Source organism: Nocardia sp. NPDC005825 (assembly GCF_040630175.1).
GTDB lineage: Bacteria > Actinomycetota > Actinomycetes > Mycobacteriales > Mycobacteriaceae > Nocardia.
Genome location: NZ_JBEXXC010000001.1, coordinates 630,611 through 646,412 on the forward strand (window position 1 = coordinate 630,611; position 15,802 = coordinate 646,412).

A 15,802-nucleotide genomic window follows, 5' to 3' on the forward strand; every position below is an offset into this window, starting at 1 on the left:
GTCTGGGATGTTGGTGAAGGTCCGTAACGACGACCCGTCGCGGCTGTCGAGCACCGAGCGCACCGTGGTGAACTGGCTCAAATCCTGGAGCGGGCCGCACGCCGTGCCCGGAATCGCCGTGGTGCAGTGCCAGGACGCCGATGTGGTGGTGTGGACGCCGCAGACCTGTGTGGTGGTCGGGGTGCACGGATTCACCGAGCGGGTCACCGGGACGCTGTCGTGCGCGCAGGACGAGCCGTGGACCGTGGACGGGGAACCCGCACCGATCGACGGCGACGGCGATCCGCTCGACGGGGTGCACCGCCAGACCATGGACCTGGCCGAGCAATTGCGTTCGGCCCCCGGCCGGGAGGCGGTGCCGGTGAGCGGGCTGGTGCTGCTGGTTCCGCAGCTGGGCAGCCGGGTCAAGCTGGAAAAGGGCGATCTGCCAACGGGTATAGACGTACTCATCGGTGACGGCCCGTCCTCGCTGCGCGCCTATTTCACCTCGCTCGCCGAGGGCGCGCCCGCGTCGTGGCACGCCGCCCAGGTCGGGCAGGCGCTGGGCGCGCTCGGGTTCGCCGCCGCCGCAACCTATTCCGACCTGGTGTCGGAGGGCTTCCCGGTGCCGGACTCCGCGCGCGACGCACCGCTGCCGTTCGCGAACCGGCCCACCGAGGTGATGGTGCCCTCGGTGCCGTCGGCCGCGTCCACCCCCGAGGACACCAGACCCCCGCTGTCCAAGCGGGAGCCCGGCGCGACCGGGCACGGCAGCGCCGAATCCCGGAGCGGCGCCTCGCCCCGGTCGGGCGATCGTCCTGTGGCGCAACCGGAACCGGCCGCCGGGCGCGGTCCCGGTGTCGGCGCCGCCATCGCGGGCGCGACCTCCGCCACCGCCGCCGAGCGGGCCTACCGCGCACTCGCGGGCACCTCCGATCCGCAGCCGGGACCCGGCCGCACCCCGCCGCCCGCGACGCCCATTCCGGGCGCGGCGCAGGCCGGACGACCGGCGGGACCGCCGCAGGCCCAGCCGCCGGCGTCACCGCCGCGGCCGGGTATCGGCGCGGGTCCTCAAACCCGGCCCGAGCCCGCCCAGTCCGGTCCCCCGCAATGGTCGGTGCCGACCGCTCAGCAGGAACGCGACCGGTTCCCCGGCTGGAACGAGCCGCAGCCGAGCGGGGATGGCCGCAAGCGCCGCCGCGACCTGCCGATCCTCGGCGGACTGCTGCTGGCCCTGGTCATCCTCTTGATCGCCGTCGCCTGCGTGGGCGGCGGGAGCACTCCGACGAAGTCCCCGGACAAACAGCCGCAGCCGACCCATTCGTCCGTCGTCGACGCCCCGACGTCCGGGCATTCCGCCGATCCCACGCTGCCCAAGACCACGGTGCCGCCCGCCTGCTTCCCGTTGCAGCCCTGCCGCTGATCCGGTCGGTCGTGTCGATCGAGCGGATCACCGTTCGATGAGAGGGTAGGGGCGGAACCCGCCGCCCCCTCCCCCGAGAGGCTCGCGCCATGCCGAAGCTCCGCGTCCACAATTACGCCGTCTCCCTGGACGGTTTCGCCGCCGGCCCGGATCAGGGCCCCGACACGCCCCTCGGGGTCGGCGGAGAACGCCTGCACGACTGGGTGTTCCGCACCCGCTACGGCCACGAGATGATCGGCGAGCCCGGCGGCGATGCCGGACCCGACAACGACTTCCTCGCCGCCGGTGACGTCAATATCGGCGCCACCATCATGGGCCGCAATATGTTCGGCCCGGTCCGCGGCGAGTGGCCCGACCACTCCTGGACCGGCTGGTGGGGCGACAACCCGCCCTACCACCACGACACCTTCGTGATGACCCATCACCCGCGCCCGGCGCTGCCCATGAAGGGCGGCACCACCTTCCACTTCGTCTCCGGCACCCCCGAACAGGTGCTGGCGCAGGCGTTCGAGGCGGCGCAGGGGCAGGATGTGCGGCTCGGCGGCGGGGCGAGCACGGTGCGCGCCTTCCTCGCCGCCGGTCTGATCGACGACCTGCACATGACGATCGTCCCGACGCTGCTCGGCACGGGTGAGCGGCTGTTCGACAACCTCGGCACCCTGCCCGGCTACCGGGTCAGCGACATGCTCGCCACCGCGGCGGTCACGCACGTCTGGATCACCAAGACGTCCTAGCTCCCTGCCCGCCGATGAAGGCGCGGCTCATGGGAGTTCGACTCCGGTCGCTCGAGGAACCACACAGCTCCCCGAGCGCCGGAGCCGAAACCACCGGTCCGCCAATGGGACCGAGAGGTCACGACGGAATCATGCGGGTCAAGCTTGGTCTGTGTCGAGAATCTCGCGCAGTCGCCGGGCGAACGGCTCGGGCTGGCCCGGGTAGCCGGAGTCGGGGCCGGTGAAACCGCCGTGATGGCTGGGGAAGACGGCCGGGTCCGAACCGAGCAGGGCCGCGGTGGCCTCGGCGGTGCGGGCGGTGAAGGTGCCCGCGGATTCCTCGCCGACGGCGATGACGACGCGGGTGGGCGCGGCCCGCAACGCGGCGGCGTCGGGGACGTAGGAGGTGATGGCCCAGGACGCGTCGGACAGCAGCGGGTCGTCGCGGGTGCCGTCGTCCTCGGTGGGCATGCCGAACATCGCCGGATCCGCCGGGGGCTGGGCGAAGTAGGCGTCGGTGAATTCGCCCTGCCAGGAGGTCAGGGCGATGAACGCGGCCATGCCCGCGAACGAGCCCTTCGCCTGGTAGGCGTCGCGGACCTGGGCCTGGGCGCGGGCGGCGGCCTCGGCGTCGGGCAGCACGGTGATGATCGGGGGCTCGTGCGCGACGAGCGTGGTCACGGCGCCCGGATGGGCGGTGACCAGGGCCAGGGCGGTGACCGCGCCGCCGCTGCTGGCGAACAGGTCCACCGGGCCCACCTGCAGGGTGGTGAGCAGGGCGTGGAGGTCTTCGGCTTGGACGGTCGGCGAGTTGTCGGAGCGCCCGTCGGTGCGGACGCTGCGGCCGAGCCCGCGCGGGTCGTAGGTGATCACGGTGCGGTCCGGGAAATACGCTGCCAGCGCCGCGAAACCCTCCGCGGTCATGGGCTGGCCGATCATCAGCAGCGGCCGGTGCGCGCTCTCGGCCGGGGCGGGGCCCAGCAGATCGTAGGCGAGGTCGGCGTCGGGCAAGGCCAGAACGTGTTCGGTCATCAGGCGGTCGTTCCTCTCGGGCGAGGGCGGCGGGTCCGCCCTACCTTCTCATCGAACGCCGACAGGCTGAATCGACACGCGTGCCCGATTCGGGCCGGAAACGGTCAGGACCAGCCGAAGAGGGTGTGGCCGACGGTGTTCCAGCCAAGCACCGAGTCCACCGCCAGACCGCAGAACACGACGGCCAGATAGTTGTTGGACTGCAGGAACAGTCGCAGCGGCTTGACCGATTCGCCCTTGCGGACACCGGAGTACAGCTGGTGCGCCATCAGCAGGAACCACGCGCCCGCGACCAGCGCGGTCGCGGCGTAGATCACGCCCGCCGCGGGGACCAGGGCGAAGGTGGCCAGTACGGTCGCCCAGGTGTAGAGGACGATCTGCCGGGTGACGGTCTGCTCGGTGGCCACGACCGGGAGCATCGGGACGCCCGCGGCCTTGTAGTCCTCCTTGTACCGCATGGCCAGCGCCCAGGTGTGCGGCGGCGTCCAGAAGAAGATGACCAGGAACAGCACGATGGCGGGCCAGCCGATAGTGCCGGTGACCGCGGACCAGCCGACCAGGGCTGGCATACAGCCCGCCGCGCCGCCCCACACCACGTTCTGCGAGGTGCGGCGCTTGAGGCCGAGGGTGTAGACGAAGACGTAGAACAGGATGGTCGCCACGACCAGCGCGCCGGAGAGCAGGTTGGCCTGCCACCACAGCCAGGCGAACGACGCCAGGCCGAGGGTGACGCCGAACACGAACGCGTTGCGGGTGGGGACGGCCTCGCGGGCCAGCGGACGCTTGGAGGTCCGCTTCATCACCTTGTCGATGTCGGCGTCGGCGACACAGTTGAGGGTGTTGGCGCTGGCCGCGCCCATCCAGCCGCCGAACAGGGTGACCAGGATGAGGCGGATGTCGACATTGCCGCGGTCCGCCAGCAGCATGGTGGGAATCGTTGCGACGAGCAGCAATTCGATGACCCGGGGCTTGGTGAGCGCGATGTAGGCCAGGACTCGCCTGGTCGCCGCCGAGATCGGGCCGCTGCCCGTGACACGGTCGGCGAGCACCGCCCCGGAGGAGCCGTGAGCGCCACCCGGCTGTTGCCCAATCCCCACTGTTTCTCCTCGCACGCCGTGACTACTACAGAGCATGGTAGACCCACGCCGACCATGCTCCCGACCAGGTCCACCTCGACGCGCACCGAGACCGGTTCGCGACGCGTACACCGGGTAGTCACGAACAGGTCCGCGAAACGCCACGAACCAACGACACGGCCGACGGGGATTGCGGGTTCCCGTTCGAGCACGAAACGCCGCCCTTTAGGGTGGTTGTAGATCGGTGCGGCCGCGTCGCACCCGGATCGAACCGCAGCGAATCCCCCGCCGCCCACAACCGCATCGTTTGACGAGAAGGTCAGGAGAACCTCGGTCGTGTCAGTCACAGACGACATCCGCGCGCTCACTCAGCCGAACCACCCCACCGACTGGACCGATCTGGATACCAGAGCCGTCGACACGGCCCGGGTCCTCGCCGCCGATGCGGTCCAGAACGCCGGCAACGGCCACCCGGGCACCGCGATGAGCCTCGCTCCGCTGGCCTACACCCTGTTCCAGCGCGTGATGCGCCTGGATCCGGCCGATCCGTCGTGGGTGGGTCGCGACCGTTTCGTCCTGTCGTGCGGCCATTCCAGCCTCACCCTCTACATCCAGCTGTACCTGGCCGGCATGGGTCTCGAGCTGACCGACCTCGAGCACCTGCGCAAGTGGGGTTCGCTGACCCCGGGCCACCCGGAGTACCGCCACACCGATCACGTCGAGATCACCACCGGCCCGCTGGGCCAGGGTCTGGCGTCGGCGGTCGGCATGGCGATGGCGTCGCGGCGTGAGCGCGGCCTGTTCGATCCCGAAGCGGCGCAGGGCCAGAGTGCGTTCGATCACTTCATCTATGTCGTCGCCTCCGACGGTGACATGGAGGAGGGCGTCACCTCCGAGGCGTCCTCGCTGGCGGGCACCCAGCAGCTGGGCAACCTGGTCGTCTTCTACGACGACAACAAGATCTCCATCGAGGACGACACCCGCATCGCGTTCACCGAGGACGTGGCGGCGCGCTACGAGGCCTACGGCTGGCACGTGCAGACCGTCGAGGGCGGCGAGAACGTCACCGCCATCGAGGAAGCCATCGCCGCCGCGCAGGCCGTGACCGACAAGCCGTCGATCATCCTGCTGCGCACCATCATCGGCTTCCCGGCCCCGAACAAGATGAACACCGGTTCCTCGCACGGCGCCGCGCTGGGCGCCGACGAGGTCGCGGCCACCAAGAAGATCCTGGGCTTCGACCCGGCCAAGAGCTTCGACGTGGACGCCGCCGTGATCGCGCACTCGCGCGGCAATGTCGCCGACCGCGGCAAGGCCGCCCGCGCGGCCTGGCAGGAGCAGTTCGAGGCGTGGGCCACCGCGAACCCGGACAACAAGGCGCTGTTCGACCGCCTGCAGGAACGTCGCCTGCCCGAGGGCTGGACCGAGACCCTGCCGGAGCACGAGCCGGGCAAGGCCATGGCGACCCGTAAGGCGTCCGGCGCGGTGCTCGCGGCGCTGGCCCCGGTGCTGCCGGAGCTGTGGGGCGGTTCGGCCGACCTCGCCGAGTCCAACAACACCACCATGCCGGGTGCGGCGTCCTTCGGCCCGGAGTCCATCTCCACCGGCGCGTGGAAGGCCAACCCGTACGGCCGGACCCTGCACTTCGGTGTGCGTGAGCACGCCATGGGCTCGATCCTCAACGGCATCGCCCTGCACGGACCGACCCGTCCGTACGGCGGCACCTTCCTGGTGTTCTCCGACTACATGCGTCCCGCGGTGCGCCTGGGCGCGCTCATGCGCACCCCGGTCACCTACGTGTGGACCCACGACTCCATCGGCCTGGGCGAGGACGGCCCCACCCACCAGCCGATCGAGCACCTGGCCGCGCTGCGCGCCATCCCCGGCCTGAACGTGGTCCGCCCGGGTGACGCCAACGAGACCACCTACGCCTGGCGCACCATCCTGGAACGCGATAGCGCAGAACGGCATTCGCACTTCCTGGTCTCCGAGCCGCCGCACCAGGACGGCCCGTCCGCGCTGGCGCTGACCCGCCAGGACCTGCCGATCCAGGAGGGCACCAGCTACGAGGGCGTCCGCAAGGGCGGCTACATCCTGGCCGAATCCTCCACCGGCACACCGCAGGTAATCCTGATCGCCACCGGTTCGGAACTGCAGCTCGCGGTCGATGCGCGCGCTACGCTCGAGGCACAGGGCATCGGCACCCGCGTGGTGTCCATGCCGTGTGTGGAGTGGTTCGACGCGCAGGAGCAGTCCTACCGCGACGAGGTGCTGCCGCCGTCGGTGCGGGCCCGCGTCTCGGTGGAGGCCGGCATCGCGATGCCGTGGCACCGTTTCACCGGCGACGCCGGTGAGAACATCTCCATCGAGCACTTCGGTGCCTCGGCCGACTTCAAGACGCTGTTCCGCGAGTTCGGCATCACCGCCGATGCCGTGGTCGCCGCTGCCACCCGCTCGCTCGCCAAGGTGAAGGGATAGTTGTCATGACCCAGAACTCGAACACCGCGGCCCTGTCGGCCGCCGGGGTTTCGGTGTGGCTGGACGACCTGTCGCGCGATCGCATCAAGTCCGGGAATCTCCAGGGCCTGATCGACTCTCGCAATGTCGTCGGCGTCACCACCAACCCGACCATCTTCCAGGGCGCGCTGTCGGCGGGCCACGCCTACGACGAGCAGGTCACCGAGCTCGCCGCGCGCGGCGCGGACGTCGACTCGGCCATCCGCACCATCACCACCGATGACGTGCGCGCGGCCTGCGACGTGTTCGCCGACGTCTTCGCCGCGTCCAAGGGCGTCGACGGCCGCGTCTCCATCGAGGTCGACCCGCGCCTGGCCTTCGACACCGACGGCACGGTGGCCCAGGCCATCGAGCTGTGGAAGATCGTGGACCGGCCCAACCTGTTCATCAAGATCCCGGCGACCGAGGCCGGTCTCCCGGCCATCACCCGGGTCATCTCCGAGGGCATCAGCGTGAACGTGACGCTGATCTTCTCGGTGCAGCGCTACATCTCGGTGATGGGCGCCTATCTCGACGGTCTGCGCAACGCCACCACCTCCGGGCACGACATCGCCAAGGTCCAGTCCGTCGCCTCGTTCTTCGTCTCCCGCGTGGACACCGAGATCGACAAGCGGCTCGAGGCCATCGGCACCCCGGAGGCCCTGGCGCTGCGCGGCAAGGCCGGAATCGCCAACGCGCACTTGGCCTATGCCGCTTACCAGGACATCTTCGACGGCGGCAAGCACACCGACGTGTTCAACAAACTGGCGGCGCAGGGCGCCAACAAGCAGCGCGCGCTGTGGGCCTCGACCGGTGTGAAGAACCCCGAGTACTCCGACACCATGTACGTGACCGAGCTGGTCGCCCCCGACACCGTGAACACGCTGCCGGAGAAGACCCTCGAGGCCGTCGCCGACCACGGCGTGATCGTGCCGAACGCGGCGGTCGGCAAGGCGGAGCAGGCACAGGCGGTCTTCGACCGGCTGGTCGCGGTGGGCATCGACCTGGACGACGTGTTCGGTGTGCTCGAGACCGAGGGCGTCGACAAGTTCGTCGCCTCCTGGCAGGAACTGCTCGTCGCCACCACCGAAAAGCTGCAGGTCGCGGGAGGCAACTGACCGTGGCTCGCGCGGCGACGACGGTCGCGATGCCCAACCCGCTGCGCGATGATCGCGACAGCCGGGTGCCCCGCATCGCCGGACCGTGCAACGTGGTGATATTCGGCGTTACCGGTGACCTGTCGCGGCGCAAAGTGCTGCCGGCCATCTACGATCTGGCGAACCGGGGGCTGCTGCCCCCGGGCTTCTCGCTGATCGGCTTCGCGCGCCGGGACTGGACCGACGAGGACTTCGCGAACCTGGTTCACGAGTCCGTGTCGTCCTCGGCGCGCACCCCCTTCCGCGAGGAGGTGTGGCAGCAGCTCAAGGAGGGTCTGCGTTTCGTTCGCGGCACGTTCGAGGACGACGCGGCCTTCCACAAGCTGGCCACCACCCTCAAGGATCTGGACCGGGATCGCGGGACGGGCGGCAATACCGCCTTCTACCTGTCGATCCCGCCCAGCGACTTCCCCATCGTGCTGGAACAGCTGTCCAAGAACGGGCTGGCCAAACCGACCGATTCCCCTGCGGGGCAACCGGAACCGTGGCGGCGAGTGGTGATCGAGAAGCCGTTCGGGCACGACCTGAACAGCGCGCAGGAACTCAACGCGCTGGTCAACACGGTGTTCCCGGAGCGGTCGGTGTTCCGCATCGACCACTACCTGGGCAAGGAGACGGTCCAGAACATTCTGGCGCTGCGCTTCGCCAACCAGCTGTGGGATCCGATCTGGAACGCCAATTACGTGGACCACGTGCAGATCACCATGGCCGAGGACATCGGCCTGGGCGGTCGCGCGGGGTACTACGACGGCATCGGCGCGGCCCGCGACGTCATCCAGAACCACCTGCTGCAGCTGCTGGCGCTGACGGCCATGGAAGAACCCGTGAGCTTCCAGCCCAAGCAGTTGCAGATCGAGAAGATCAAGGTGCTCTCGGCGACGAAACTCGTTGCGCCGCTGGACGAGACGACCGCGCGCGGCCAGTACACGGCGGGCTGGCAGGGCAGTGAGCCGGTGGTGGGCCTGTTGCAGGAGGAGGGCTTCGACCCCAACTCCCGCACCGAGACCTACGCCGCCATCACCCTGTCCGTGGCGACCCGCCGCTGGGCGGGCGTGCCGTTCTATCTGCGCACCGGCAAACGCCTCGGGCGGCGCGTCACCGAGATCGCGGTGGTGTTCAAACGCGCCCCGCACCTGCCGTTCGACCAGACCATGACCGAGGAACTCGGGCAGAACGCGCTGGTCATCCGGGTGCAGCCGGACGAGGGCATCACCATGCGATTCGGGTCCAAGGTGCCCGGATCGTCCATGGAGGTGCGCGACGTGAACATGGACTTCAGCTACGGCGAGGCGTTCACCGAGGACTCCCCCGAGGCCTACGAGCGGCTCATCCTGGACGTGCTGCTCGGGGTGCCGTCGCTGTTCCCGGTCAACGAGGAGGTCGAATTGTCCTGGCGCATCCTCGATCCCGCGCTCGAACACTGGGCCGCGACCGGCAAACCCGACCCGTACGAGGCGGGCGGCTGGGGTCCGGAATCCGCCGACGAGATGCTCGCGCGCAGCGGGCGCGAATGGCGGCGGCCGTGACCACACCCACCCAGGAGCCCGCCCGATGATCATCGACATGCCCGACACCGACACCCGTGAGGTGTCGAAACGCCTTGTGCAACTGCGGGAATCCAATGGCGTGGTCACCATGGGCCGGGTGCTCACCCTGGTGGTGTGCACCCTCGACAGCTCCGAGGCCGAGGACGCCATCGACGCGGCCAATGACGCCAGCCGCGAACACCCCTGCCGGGTGATCGTGCTGGCCCGCGGCGACCGCATGGCCCAGACGCGGCTGGACGCGCAGATCCGCGTGGGCGGCGACGCGGGCGCGGCCGAGGTGATCGTGCTGCGGCTGCAGGGCGATCTGGTGCCGCACGAGGCCAGCGTGGTGATCCCGTTCCTGCTGCCCGACACCCCCGTGGTGGCGTGGTGGCCGCGGGGCGCGCCGGAGTTCCCGTCCAAGGATTCGGTGGGCCGCCTGGCGACTCGCCGCATCACCGACGCCACCTTCGCGGCCGATCCGCAGGCCACCATCAAGGCGCGTCGCCACTCCTACGCGACCGGGGACACCGATCTGGCGTGGAGCCGGGTCACCTACTGGCGGGCGCTGCTGGCGGCGGCGCTCGACGAAGCCCCGTTCGAAACCGTTGAGTCGGTGACGATTTCGGGTCTGAAGGAAGAACCGGCGCTGGACATGCTGGCGGGCTGGCTGGCCGCGCGGCTGGACTGCCCGGTGGTGCGGCGCACCGGCGAGCTGAAGGTGGAGATGCACCGGCCCTCGGTGTCGATCGCCATCTCCCGCCCGCAGCACGGCCGCACCGCGACCCTGTCCCGCACCGGCGAGCCCGACCAGCGTTTCGCGTTGGCGCGCCGCGAGACCAAGGACTGCCTTGCCGAGGAACTGCGTCACCTCGACGCCGACGACATCTACGCCGAGGCCCTCACCGGAATCGAAAGGGTGACCTATGAGTAAGCCCGCCGTCGAAACCTTCACCACCGTCGACGATCTGGTGATGGCCGCGGCCGCCCGCTTCGTCGCGCAGGTGGTGGAGGCGCAGCGTCTGCGCGGCTCCGCCTCGGTGGTCCTGACCGGCGGCGGCACCGGCATCGCGCTGCTGGAACTGGTGCGCAAGGCCCCCGGCGACATCGACTGGGGCAAGGTCGATATCTTCTGGGGCGACGAGCGTTTCGTGCCCACCGGGGATCCGGAGCGCAACGAACTCCAGGCCCGCCACGCGCTGCTCGACCACGTCCCGGTCGACCCGGCCCGGGTGCATCCGACCGAGACCTCGAGCGGCGACTACCCGGACCCGCTGGAGGCCGCGGGCGAGTACTCGGCCACCGTGCACGCGCACCTGGCCGAGCACGGCGCGTTCGACCTGCACCTGCTCGGGATGGGCGGGGAAGGGCACATCAACTCGCTGTTCCCGCACACCGACGCCACCCGTGAGGAACACGAGCTGGTTGTCGCCGAGACCCATTCACCCAAGCCGCCGGCCGTGCGCATCACGCTGACGCTGCCCGCGATCCGCAAGTCGCGCCACGTCATGCTGATCGTGTCCGGTGAGGCCAAGGCGGCCGCGGTGGCCGCCGCCCTGAACGGGGCGTCGCCGCTCGACATCCCGGCGGCGGGCGCGATCGGCACCGAGTCCACCACCTGGCTGCTGGACGAGACCGCCGCGGTGGACCTGCCGCGCTAGTTCCATCGAACGGCGGGCCCGGATCGATCGATCCGGGCCCGCCGTTCGTCGTTTCTGCCGAAATCCCGGCCCCCGTCCGACCCCCGGCGTCCCCGCATGCCCTGATCGCCCGAACCCGTGTAAACGGGTAGCCCACTACTCGCGATTAGCTGGTAGGACGCTTCTAGCGTCGAATCCGCGCCGAAAGGTTCGGCGCATGGAGGGGTACGCCATGATCGACATCATCACCCTGCGCGGCACCGGGGAGCCGCGCAATTCCGACGGGACACCGGCGGGCATGCTGCACGATGTCGCCAAGCTGCTGGACACGAGCAAGTTCAGCGCGTTCGAACCGGACTGGCCCGCCGAGATCGGCCCGGTGCCCAGCACGTGGGGTTCCTCGCTGAACACCTCGGTGCGGCTCGGGGTCGCGGCCGGGGTCAAGGCCATCCAGGATTCGCCGAATGTGTGCGGCCTGCTGAGCTATTCGCTCGGCGGGATCGTGGCCAGCACGATCCTGCAGGGTGTGCGCGCGGGCGTCTACACCAATGTCGACGGGTCGCCGCTCGAGATCGCGTTCACGGTGAACATCGCCAATCCCATGCGCCGCAAGGGCCAGTCGGTGGGCGACCTGTGCCCGCCGGACACCTACGGCCTGCACGGTCAGCGCGGCGCCTGGCCGGTGGGCCTTGACGTGCGCGAGTACGCCAACCCCAATGACATCATCACCTCCTCCCCCGGCGACTCCCCGTTGCGCGCCATCGACACCGCCATCTCCCCGTTCTCGCTCGTCGAGGGCGCGCGCATCGGCAACCTCACCCCGATGCTGTTCCACGAACTGCTGAACTTCCTGCTCCAGAACCCGGTGGCCAACCTGGACCGCTACACCACCGCGATGCGCGGCCTGCTCGGCTACCTGACGCCCTGGCCCGACGGCGAGCACGTCCGGTACTCCGGCCACAACATGCCCGGCACGAACGTGCTGTGGACGACCCACGCGGCGGAATACCTCAACGCCCACTACTGAACGCCCGTCCACGACGCCGCGCGGGCGGCGGGATAGATTGCGGGAGAGCAGTAGCGAGGTGATTCGTGGGTGGTCCGCCGAGTGACGCCGAGGGGGTCGGCGTTCGGCCGGAAGTGTTGGTGAATGTCCTGGGTGGACTGGCCGCGACGGTGTCGGGGCGGGCGGTCGACCTGGGCGGGTTGCGGCAACGGAGTCTGCTCGCGGCCCTGATCGCGGCCTATCCGCGGGAGGTGTCCGCGGACCGGCTGCTCGAACAGGTGTGGCACGATGCGGCCGAACCCTCGGTCGGCTCACTGCATTTCGGGATCTCGAAGCTGCGCGACCGGCTCGAACCCGATCGGCGGCGCGGCGCCGAAGGGGTGATCGTGCGGTCCGGGACCCGGTACCAGCTGGCCCTGAACGCGGATCGGATCGACGCGCACCGCTTCGCCGGGCAGCTCGCTGTCGCCGAATCGGCCTGTGCGGCCGGGGATTCCGCGGCCGGGCTGCGCGCCTACGAAACCGCGTTGCGGGAGTGGAAGGGCGCGCCGTACGCCGATATCGCCGACGCCGATTTCGTGCGCCCGGAGATCGCGCGGCTGACCGGACTGGAACTGCGGGCCCGGAAAGCCTTGGTGGAGTTGCGACTCGACACCGGCCGGATCGAGGCGGCGCTCGCCGACGCCGAGGCGCTGGTGGCCGCGCATCCCCTCGACGAGCGGGTGTGGGAGCTCGCGGCGCTGGCCCGCTACCGCGCCGGGCGGCAGTCCGAGGCGCTGGCGGCATTGCGGGATGTGAGGCGGCTGCTCGACACCGAACTCGGCATCGAGCCGGGCGTCGGGTTGCGCGAGCTCGAGACCGCGATCCTGCGCCACGACGAGGATCTGCTGCCCGGGTCGGCGGCCACGGTCCGGGCCGGCACCCCGTTGATCGCGGCGACCTGTCCGATGCCGGTTCCTCGCACCCAATTGATCGGGCGGGCGGGCGAACTCGACGAAATCTATCGCGCGGTACGCCAGAGCCGGCTGGTGACCCTGGTCGGCACCGGCGGGGTCGGCAAGACCCGGCTGGCGGTGGAGACCTGCCGTCGCCTGCTTCGCACACCGGCTGTCGAGGATCAGTCGTGGTGGGTCGATCTGGCCCCCGTCGAATCCGACGACCTGGTCGCCGCCACCGTGGCCGCGGCCATGCAGGTGTGCGGCGCGAGCACGCCCGAGCGGCTCGCCGACATCGTCGCCACGTGGGAATGCACGGTGCTGCTGGACAATTGCGAGCACGTCCTCGACGGGGTCGCCGAGGTGGTGAACGTCCTGCTGACCCGCTGCCCCCGGGTCCGGATCATCGCCACCAGCCGCGAACCGCTCGCCCTCGACGGGGAGCGCGTCATCGACGTTCCGACGCTGGACGAGTCCGAGGCCGTCCTGTTGTTCGCCGCGCGGGCCGCGGGCATGGTCGAGGGCTGGAGCCTCGACGACCGTGTGCGCGAACCGGTTCGGCGCATCTGCGCCGACCTGGACGGCATCCCGCTCGCGGTGGAGTTGGCCGCGGCCCAGCTGCGGGTGCTGTCCGAACAGCAGATCGCCGACGGTCTGGCCGACCGGTTCACCCTCCTCGAGGGAGGTTCGCGCACCGCGCCCGTGCGGCAGCGCCGTCTGGCCGACACCATCGACTGGAGTTATCGGCTGCTCGATCCCGCCGAAGCCCGGCTGCTGCGCGATATCTCGGTCTTCGCCGGCAGTTTCGACATCGACGCGGCGGCCGCCGTCCACGGGGCGACCTCGTCGATGGCCGTGCTGGCCCCGCTCACCGGTCTGGTGCGGCGGTCCCTGCTGCGGGTGCAGCCCGCCTCGTCGCCGCGCCGGTACCGGCTGCTGCAGACGATTCGCGAATTCGCGCTCACCCGTTGCGAAGCCGGGGAGCTCGAGCGCGCCCGGGCCGCGCACCGGCAGTGCGTGCTGGAGCGGGCGCAGGCCGCGGCCGCGCATCTGCGCGACGCCCGCTCGGCGCAGTCGATGGACACGCTCAACCGCGATGTCGCCGAACACCGCGCCGCCATCGCGTCCGCCTTCGCCGCCGGCGACCCCGCGTACGTGCTGCGGCTGGCGGCGGCGCTGTACTGGTTCTGGTACCGGCGCGGATTCATCGAGGAAGCCATCCCGGCCATCACGACGGCGCTCGCCTCGAGCGAACCGCCCGACCACGGCGTGGACGCCGCGACCCTGTCCCTCGCCCTGGGCGGACTGGGTGGGCTGCACTATCTTTCCGGCGATCCGGTGCGCGGCGTCGCGATGGCGGAGCGCGCGGCCGCCATCGCGAACACGGAAGGCGACCGCGACACGGCCACCTGGATGCGCACCTGGACCACCTACCTGCGCGCGGTCGCCGACCCCACGCGCGACACGGCCGCGGATGCCGCCGTGGCCGTGGCCGTCGCCCGCCGCGACGGCCGCCCCTGGCAGCTGGCCGACGCGCTCATGGTGGAGGGCCGAATCCTGCGCTACGCCAATCGTCCCGCCGCGGCGCGCGCCGCCCTGACCGAGGCGATCGCGGTCGCCGAACGCTGCGGCCATCGCCTCACCGTCGCCTCGGCCTCCTGGACCCTGACCCGCTGTGCCCTCGAGGCCGACGACCACGCCGAGGCGCGAACCGCCTTGCGCACCATGCACACCGCGGTCGAGCTCGACGGTGACGTCACCTCGTGGCTGGTGATGGCGCACCTGGCCGCGGCCCTGGCGACCCGCACCAGCCGCCCCGCCGACGGGGCCCGCCTGCTCGGCGCGGTCCGCGCCCTGGGCATCCGGATCGGATTCCAGCCGGAGGTGATGGACCCGGTCGACGCCGCTCGCGAGGCCGACGCCGTCGAGAACGCGCTGCCCCCGGCGGAATTCGAGGCGAGCCTGGCGGCGGGCGCGGCCATGTCGCGCGACGAGGTGAATGTGCTGGTCGGATCCATTCTCGACGCGTCCGCGAGGCTGCCGAGCAGGGCGCTAAGTTCGCGCTAAGCGGCAGGCCTTCTGCTGGACGTCGACGACCCCGTCGAGTGACAGGAGCTTCATGTCCAGCGTCTGCGATCCGCCCGCGCCCACCGGTGCGCGTCCGCTTCCGGCCTATCGGGTCGCCGAGCGGGTGCGGGTGGCGATCGCAGGCGCGGTGCCCACGCCGGGAGCCGACGCCTACCGGCACCCGGCCGCGGATGCCGCTCCCGCCGTCCGGGTCTCGGCCGGAGCCGGCGCGCTCTACGCGGGCGGTCTCACCTATCGCGTCGAGGACTCGGGCGTCGTGCTTCGGGCCTGGCGGCGCTGGCTGGCGGCCGCGCCGGACGGCGTCACCAGTTCCGTCGCGGTGCTGAACCTGCCCGCGGTCCCGGTCCTCCCGGCGGCGCTGCACGGGGCCACGGTCCTGCACCTGCGCTACGCCCACTCGGGAGATCCGGCGCGGGGCGCCGAGTTGCTCGCGCCGCTGCGGCAGGTGGCCACACCCTTGCTGGACACCACCTGCATCCACCATGACCCGGCGCATCCGATGCCCGTCCCGGCCGTCGACGCCTTCCTGGCGTCCGCGGCCGGGCAACCGATCGACTTCGCCGAGATCCGGGCCCTGGGCGGGGCGATCGCCCGGCAGTCGCTGTCCCCCGGCATGATCGCCGGACGCCACGCGCTGGGTCATGCGCGCGGACTGATCGGCTACCCGGCGCCCGAGCCCGACGACTGATCGCGCGGCGGTGATGCGCCTCGCGGTCCTCACAGCGATAGAT

12 protein-coding genes are annotated in these 15,802 nt (G+C 70.8%); 10 read left to right on the plus strand and 2 right to left on the minus strand.

Annotated elements, in window-relative coordinates; translation table 11 throughout:
• The first annotated feature begins 7 nt into the window (after positions 1-7).
• Both ABZ382_RS02995 and ABZ382_RS03000 read left to right on the plus strand, forming a co-directional pair.
• Positions 8-1,402 carry a hypothetical protein gene (locus ABZ382_RS02995; RefSeq protein ID WP_357083054.1) on the plus strand — a complete coding sequence of 465 codons (1,395 nt, stop codon included), beginning with the start codon at positions 8-10 and terminating at the stop codon, positions 1,400-1,402.
• Between the two features lie 89 nt (positions 1,403-1,491).
• Positions 1,492-2,136, plus strand: a complete 645-nt coding sequence (locus ABZ382_RS03000; RefSeq protein WP_357083057.1) for a dihydrofolate reductase family protein — start codon at positions 1,492-1,494, stop codon at positions 2,134-2,136.
• 138 nt (positions 2,137-2,274) lie between these two features.
• Here the strand turns inward: ABZ382_RS03000 and ABZ382_RS03005 are convergent, their stop codons facing one another.
• Positions 2,275-3,147 (minus strand): alpha/beta hydrolase, encoded by an 873-nt coding sequence (locus tag ABZ382_RS03005; protein WP_357083060.1) that lies wholly within the window; start codon positions 3,145-3,147, stop codon positions 2,275-2,277.
• A 104-nt stretch (positions 3,148-3,251) separates the two neighbouring features.
• Positions 3,252-4,244 carry a heme o synthase gene (locus ABZ382_RS03010; protein ID WP_357083063.1) on the minus strand — a complete coding sequence of 331 codons (993 nt, stop codon included), beginning with the start codon at positions 4,242-4,244 and terminating at the stop codon, positions 3,252-3,254.
• Positions 4,245-4,559: 315 nt separating this feature from the next.
• Between ABZ382_RS03010 and tkt the strand changes: the two genes are divergently transcribed.
• From tkt to ABZ382_RS03050, 8 genes are all read left to right on the plus strand, one after another.
• Positions 4,560-6,701 (plus strand): transketolase, encoded by a 2,142-nt coding sequence (gene tkt / locus ABZ382_RS03015; protein WP_357083066.1) that lies wholly within the window; start codon positions 4,560-4,562, stop codon positions 6,699-6,701.
• A gap of 5 nt (positions 6,702-6,706) precedes the next feature.
• Positions 6,707-7,837: a transaldolase gene (gene tal / locus ABZ382_RS03020; RefSeq protein WP_357083069.1), complete on the plus strand. Its 1,131-nt coding sequence runs from the start codon at positions 6,707-6,709 to the stop codon at positions 7,835-7,837.
• A 29-nt stretch (positions 7,838-7,866) separates the two neighbouring features.
• A complete protein-coding gene (zwf, locus tag ABZ382_RS03025) occupies positions 7,867-9,402 on the plus strand; it encodes a glucose-6-phosphate dehydrogenase (RefSeq protein WP_357084000.1) in 1,536 nt (511 codons plus the stop codon).
• 25 nt (positions 9,403-9,427) lie between these two features.
• Complete coding sequence (opcA, locus tag ABZ382_RS03030) at positions 9,428-10,336, plus strand: glucose-6-phosphate dehydrogenase assembly protein OpcA (RefSeq protein WP_357083072.1); 909 nt, start codon at positions 9,428-9,430, stop codon at positions 10,334-10,336.
• Positions 10,329-11,063: a 6-phosphogluconolactonase gene (gene pgl, locus ABZ382_RS03035; RefSeq protein ID WP_357083075.1), complete on the plus strand. Its 735-nt coding sequence runs from the start codon at positions 10,329-10,331 to the stop codon at positions 11,061-11,063. Before opcA ends, pgl begins: the two co-directional genes overlap by 8 nt.
• 196 nt (positions 11,064-11,259) lie before the next feature.
• Complete coding sequence (locus tag ABZ382_RS03040; protein ID WP_357083078.1) at positions 11,260-12,069, plus strand: hypothetical protein; 810 nt, start codon at positions 11,260-11,262, stop codon at positions 12,067-12,069.
• A 119-nt stretch (positions 12,070-12,188) separates the two neighbouring features.
• Positions 12,189-15,050 (plus strand): BTAD domain-containing putative transcriptional regulator, encoded by a 2,862-nt coding sequence (locus ABZ382_RS03045; protein WP_357083081.1) that lies wholly within the window; start codon positions 12,189-12,191, stop codon positions 15,048-15,050.
• Between the two features lie 52 nt (positions 15,051-15,102).
• Positions 15,103-15,759 carry a hypothetical protein gene (locus tag ABZ382_RS03050; RefSeq protein WP_357083084.1) on the plus strand — a complete coding sequence of 219 codons (657 nt, stop codon included), beginning with the start codon at positions 15,103-15,105 and terminating at the stop codon, positions 15,757-15,759.
• The last annotated feature ends 43 nt before the right edge of the window (positions 15,760-15,802 follow it).

Excerpts from the sequence above, each read along its gene's own strand:
- ABZ382_RS03040 (WP_357083078.1), top strand. The coding sequence starts at position 11,260 with ATGGAGGGGTACGCCATGATCGACATCATCACCCTGCGCGGCACCGGG.
- tal (WP_357083069.1), top strand. The coding sequence starts at position 6,707 with ATGACCCAGAACTCGAACACCGCGGCCCTGTCGGCCGCCGGGGTTTCG.
- ABZ382_RS03000 (WP_357083057.1), top strand. The coding sequence starts at position 1,492 with ATGCCGAAGCTCCGCGTCCACAATTACGCCGTCTCCCTGGACGGTTTC.
- ABZ382_RS03050 (WP_357083084.1), top strand. The coding sequence starts at position 15,103 with ATGTCCAGCGTCTGCGATCCGCCCGCGCCCACCGGTGCGCGTCCGCTT.
- opcA (WP_357083072.1), top strand. The coding sequence starts at position 9,428 with ATGATCATCGACATGCCCGACACCGACACCCGTGAGGTGTCGAAACGC.
- pgl (WP_357083075.1), top strand. The coding sequence starts at position 10,329 with ATGAGTAAGCCCGCCGTCGAAACCTTCACCACCGTCGACGATCTGGTG.
- ABZ382_RS03005 (WP_357083060.1), bottom strand. The coding sequence starts at position 3,147 with ATGACCGAACACGTTCTGGCCTTGCCCGACGCCGACCTCGCCTACGAT.
- ABZ382_RS02995 (WP_357083054.1), top strand. The coding sequence starts at position 8 with ATGTTGGTGAAGGTCCGTAACGACGACCCGTCGCGGCTGTCGAGCACC.
- zwf (WP_357084000.1), top strand. The coding sequence starts at position 7,867 with ATGCCCAACCCGCTGCGCGATGATCGCGACAGCCGGGTGCCCCGCATC.